Below are 4,635 nucleotides of genomic sequence, written 5' to 3' on the forward strand. Positions count from 1 at the left end.
CAACCGTGGCCGGGGTTCCCGAGCATCCGGTCGGCGGGCACCACGACGTCGTCGAAGTACACCTCGCAGAATTCGTCGACGCCGTGCATGGTGCGCAGGGGGCGCACGTCGATGCCTGGGCTGTCCATGTCGACGAAGAACGCCGTGATGCCTGCGTGCCCCTGCCCGGTCCGAGTCAGGAGGATGCATCGGCTCGCGTACTGCGCGAAGCTGGTCCAGACCTTCTGGCCATTGATGACCCAGTCCCCGCCAGCAGCCGAGCCACGTTGCTCGGCGCGCGTGGTCAACGAAGCCAGGTCACTACCCGAACCAGGTTCCGAGAAGCCCTGACACCAGGTTTCGCGGCCGGACAACAGCAGCGGCACCATCTCCGCGGCCAGCTCCGGGCGCGCGTAGTCGATCATCGTCGGGGTCAGCACCTCGAGCATCGAATAGGGCCCTGGATCGTCAAGCCCACGACCGACGACCTCCTCGCCGACGATGGCGCGCAGGATCATGGGTCCGCCAAGCCCGCCAGCCGATTCTGGCCAGCCCCAACGCATCCAGCCCGCGTCGTACAGCGCGCTCAGCACCCGGGAGTGTTGAGCTTGAACGGCGTCCAGCGAGTGATTGCCCGCGGGCGGGGTCAGGTCGTTGTCGTCGAGCCAGGCCGTCAACTGCGCACGGAACTCGGCCGTCGTCGAATATTGGGCTGGGATGGTCATCCGGCTTCGGGCCGCCCGATGGCGTGCGGACGGCCGGAGTCGTGATCACCGTTGCGTCGGATGAAGGTCATGGCGCGGGTCTTCAGCCGCCAGCCGTCATCGGTGCGGAGGTAGTTGTCCCGGTAGTAGCCGATGCGCATGTCGTGGGTGGAGTGCTCGACGAAGCACAGGGGCTGGGTACCGATGGCCGTGTCGGGATCACCGGTGTCCAGGTCGACCAGCGACGTACCCGTCATGAACAGTCCGCTGGGCGCCGCGGCGACCAGTTCCGGGAATCGTGCCAGCGTGTAGGTGGAGCCGAAGGCGCTGTAGGTGCCGTCCGGGGTGAAGACCGTGACGAGGCCTTCGACGTCACCCTGGGTGATCGTGACCGCGTACTTCGCGAGGAGCTGCTGGATCTCGACCAGGTCGTCAGTTCTGTTGGGCTGTGTCATTTCGGTAGACCTTGCCCCCTTTCATTACAAAATGTACGGCCTTTGTAACGCTGATGTCCACAAGCGGATCACCGGGCACGGCGATCACGTCGGCGACCTGGCCCGCGGCCAGTCGGCCGCGGTCGGTCACGTTGATCAGATCCGCGGCGACGATGGTCGCTGCGCGCAGCACGGCGATCGGGGGCATGCCCCAGTCGACGAGGGTGACGAGTTCGTCGGCGTTCTTGCCGTGGGGGATGGCAGGGGCATCGGTGCCGACGGCGATCTTGACCCCGGCTTCGTAGGCGGCCTTGAGCGATGTGCGCGCCATCGGGAACATCACAGCGGCCTTGTCCTGCAACTCCTTTGGAGCCTTGGACACGTCCATCGCCTCGGCGAGCCGACGGGTGGTCACCAGGAACCGATCGTTGTCGACCAACATCTGGATGGCTTCGTCGTCCATCAGGAAGCCGTGCTCGATGCAGTCGATCCCACATGCGACGGCGTGCTTGACTGCCTCGGCGCCGTGGGTGTGCGCGGCAACGCGTAGCCCGCGCCGGTGCGCCTCGTCGACGATTGCCCGCAACTCCTCATCCGAATAGTGTTGTGCGCCAGCTTCTCCGGTGAGCGACATCACGCCGCCCGATACGCACACCTTGATCAGTTGCGCGCCGTGCTTGATCTGGTAGCGCACCGCCTTGCGGATTTCGTCGACGCCGTTGGCGATGCCCTCCTCGATCGTCAACTCCAGTACCCCCGGCATGAACGCCGCGAACATCGTGGGATCGAGATGGCCGCCGGTCGGCGTGATCGCGTGTCCGGCCGGGACGATGCGCGGTCCTTCGATCCACCCTGCATCGATGGCCTTGCCAAGTGCCACGTCGAGCAGGTAGCCGCCCGTCTTGACGAACAAGCCGAGGTTGCGCACCGTGGTGAAGCCCGCGTGCAGCGTGCGGCGGGCATTGCCGACCGCACGCAGCACCCGGGTGGGTGGGTCGTCCTGCACCTGGGACAGACCGGGATTCTCGCCCCGCCCACCCATCAGCAGGTTGACCTCCATGTCCATCAGGCCTGGCAGCAGAATGGAATCCCCGAGGTCGATGACTTCGGAGTTCTCGTCAATCTCGCCACCGACCCCGACGATCCGGTCGTCGGAGATCTTGAGGATGCCTGGCCGGATGATCTCGCCGGCGTCGACGTCGAGAAGACCCGCCGCTTTGAGGGTCAACACGCTTAGACCACCGGCTCCTTGATCAGCTTGATGTAGGCGGCGCCGCTGTCGAGCACGCGGGGCTGCTTCCACACCTCGATCGGAAAACTCACCATGACGATCGACTGTCCCAGATGCACCAGTGCCTTGGCGTCATCGGGCATTCCCTCGAGGGGAAATCGCGCGTCGACGTAGACCATGATGTCCTCGAGCCGCGCCATGCCTGCGTCGTACAACTCCTGCATCTCGGCCATCGTGGAGCCGAGGCGTTTGGCGTAGCGCTCCTCCTCCGTCGGTAGGCACCAGTCGGTGAACCGTTCTAGGTCGGCGAATTCCTCGGGGAGCTTAGACATGGGCTTCTTTCTTCTCGGAAGTCGTGGCAGCAGATGGCTTTCCGTTGGTGGCGCCGGTGGCCTGGGATTCCTTGTACCTGTCCACGTATTGATGCGCGGTAATGTGCAGGTGGCGCAGCAGGATCTCCTGATCGCACAGCGGGAACTCCGCAACGACGCGCGTTCCGATCTGCGTCTGAGTGGCTTCCAGGGTGTTCGCGTCCTGGAACGCGTACTCCTTGAACGTCACCGCGGCGAGTTCCTGGGACAGGCGCTCGCGGAGGTTCTTCGGCGGCACGAAGTACAGGTCCGCCTCGAAGATGTGCTTGTCGACGGCCGTCGGCCAGTAGTTGTAGGTCAGGTACCAACCCGGCGCCCAGAACAACAGCGTGAAGTTCGGGAAGAACTCGAACGAGTCGGTGCCCCATGACTTGTGGCGACCGGGGTTGATGGCCGGCGGGAGTTCCTCGGGCAGGATGCCCTTGATGTCGGGGCGGTCCCACGGTCCGAAGAGGCCGCTGTGGAGGATCTGCTCGATCGGCTTGACCATGTTGATGTCCTTGGGTGGCGACATGCCGCCCCAGGACGAGACCATCGAGTGGTCGCCCTTGATGTCGTAGGCGAGTGCCTCGAAGCCGAACTTGGCCAGTTTCTCGGCTTCCTCCTTCTCCGCCTGCTTCATGTGAAGGATCGGCGCGTGATAGAACTCGGTGAACGCGTCGATGAACAGCTTCCAGTTGGCGTTGATCTCCGAGCGGTAGCTGTAGTGCTCCGTCATCTCGTGGAACGGGTAGCCCTCGAGGCCCGCCGCAAAGTCGCCGAGGTACTCGGTCAGCGGCGCGGCGTCGTCGTCGAAGTTGATGAAGATGAAGCCTTCCCAGACTTCGCAGCGGACAGCGACCAGGCCGTAGTCGCTCTTTTCGAGGTCGAAGAACTCGCCCTCCTGCTGGACGAAGGTCAGTTCGCCGTCGAGCGCGTAGCGCCAGGCGTGGTACTTGCAGGTGAACTGGCGGCAGACGCCGGAGACCTCTTCGCCGGGAAAGTCGTTCCACACCAGCTTGTTACCGCGGTGGCGGCACAGGTTGTAGAAGCTCCGGACGGTCTCGACACCATCCTTCACGTCCTTGACGATGATCACCGACGTGCCGGGGCCCGCCGACGGCATCTCGCGGGTGAAGTAGCTGCCCTTCTTGGGCAACTGCTCGACGCGGCCGACCTTGAGCCACGTCTTCCTGAAGATCGCCTGTTGCTCGAGCAGGTAGTGGTCCGGGTCGACCGAGTCGGTGTAATTGACTGGGGCGGTGCCCAACTCGGGCCAGTTCTCGGTCCAGCTGCCCGCGTCGGGCTTTTGGAAGAAGGGCATCTTCAGTTCTCCTTTTTAGGTTCAACGCCGAATGTGTTGAGTGCCATCGCCAGCATGTGGTAGCCGCCGACGGTGAAGACGAAATCCATGAGCTGCCGCTTGTCCATGTGCTCGCCGAGGGCGGCCCAGCTCCTGTCGGACATGCAGGTGTTCTCGACCAGCTCGTCGACGGCCGCCAGCACCGTGCGATCGAACTCGTCGGTTGCCTCGCCCCGTTGGAGCGCGGCGATGTCCGCCAGCGTCAGGCCTTCCTTCTGGCCGATCGCGACGTGTTCGTCCCACTCGTACGCGCAGGCGGACAGGTGAGCGATCCGCAGGACGGCCAGCTCCCGCAGACGTGGCGGCAGCGTCGACCTCGTCAGCAGATAGAAGCTGAACGTCAGGTAGGACTGCGTCAGGTCGGGATGGTGCACGAAGGTCGATATCGCATTGCCGGCGACCTCGGGATTCCGGCGCTCCTCGGGCATCATCCGAAGGGCTCGCATGACGGCGTCATCCCAGTCGGCAGCTGGCAGCGGGGGCAGGCGCACGACGCTCTCCTTTCGGTCTAACTCAGATGCTCTCACAAGCGAGAATCATATTCTCATATTTGCCTAACAGATTTCCACCCCTT

6 protein-coding genes are annotated in these 4,635 nt (G+C 64.0%); all 6 read right to left on the bottom strand.

What is annotated here, in order from left to right; all coding sequences use genetic code 11:
* On the bottom strand, positions 1 to 704 hold a 704-nt coding region (locus QOD90_RS26340), incomplete at its 3' end, for an acyl-CoA dehydrogenase family protein (protein WP_526354618.1).
* A complete protein-coding gene (locus tag QOD90_RS26345) occupies positions 701 to 1,138 on the bottom strand; it encodes a nuclear transport factor 2 family protein (RefSeq protein WP_526354620.1) in 438 nt (145 codons plus the stop codon). The genes QOD90_RS26340 and QOD90_RS26345, both read right to left, overlap by 4 nt.
* Complete coding sequence (locus QOD90_RS26350) at positions 1,116 to 2,348, bottom strand: metal-dependent hydrolase family protein (protein ID WP_526354622.1); 1,233 nt, start codon at positions 2,346 to 2,348, stop codon at positions 1,116 to 1,118. The genes QOD90_RS26345 and QOD90_RS26350 overlap by 23 nt, the downstream gene beginning before the upstream one ends.
* A gap of 2 nt (positions 2,349 to 2,350) precedes the next feature.
* Positions 2,351 to 2,680, bottom strand: a complete 330-nt coding sequence (locus QOD90_RS26355; protein WP_526354624.1) for a hypothetical protein — start codon at positions 2,678 to 2,680, stop codon at positions 2,351 to 2,353.
* Positions 2,673 to 4,022: an aromatic ring-hydroxylating oxygenase subunit alpha gene (locus QOD90_RS26360; protein ID WP_526354626.1), complete on the bottom strand. Its 1,350-nt coding sequence runs from the start codon at positions 4,020 to 4,022 to the stop codon at positions 2,673 to 2,675. Before QOD90_RS26360 ends, QOD90_RS26355 begins: the two co-directional genes overlap by 8 nt.
* A gap of 2 nt (positions 4,023 to 4,024) precedes the next feature.
* Complete coding sequence (locus tag QOD90_RS26365; RefSeq protein ID WP_526354628.1) at positions 4,025 to 4,552, bottom strand: carboxymuconolactone decarboxylase family protein; 528 nt, start codon at positions 4,550 to 4,552, stop codon at positions 4,025 to 4,027.
* Positions 4,553 to 4,635 lie beyond the last annotated feature (83 nt).

The sequence above is a fragment of the Mycobacterium sp. genome, from assembly GCF_032161845.1.
Taxonomy (GTDB): domain Bacteria; phylum Actinomycetota; class Actinomycetes; order Mycobacteriales; family Mycobacteriaceae; genus Mycobacterium.

What these genes read in the sequence shown, in the direction of transcription:
- QOD90_RS26345 (WP_526354620.1), bottom strand. Translation starts at nt 1,138, where the DNA reads ATGACACAGCCCAACAGAACTGACGACCTGGTCGAGATCCAGCAGCTC.
- QOD90_RS26355 (WP_526354624.1), bottom strand. Translation starts at nt 2,680, where the DNA reads ATGTCTAAGCTCCCCGAGGAATTCGCCGACCTAGAACGGTTCACCGAC.
- QOD90_RS26360 (WP_526354626.1), bottom strand. Translation starts at nt 4,022, where the DNA reads ATGCCCTTCTTCCAAAAGCCCGACGCGGGCAGCTGGACCGAGAACTGG.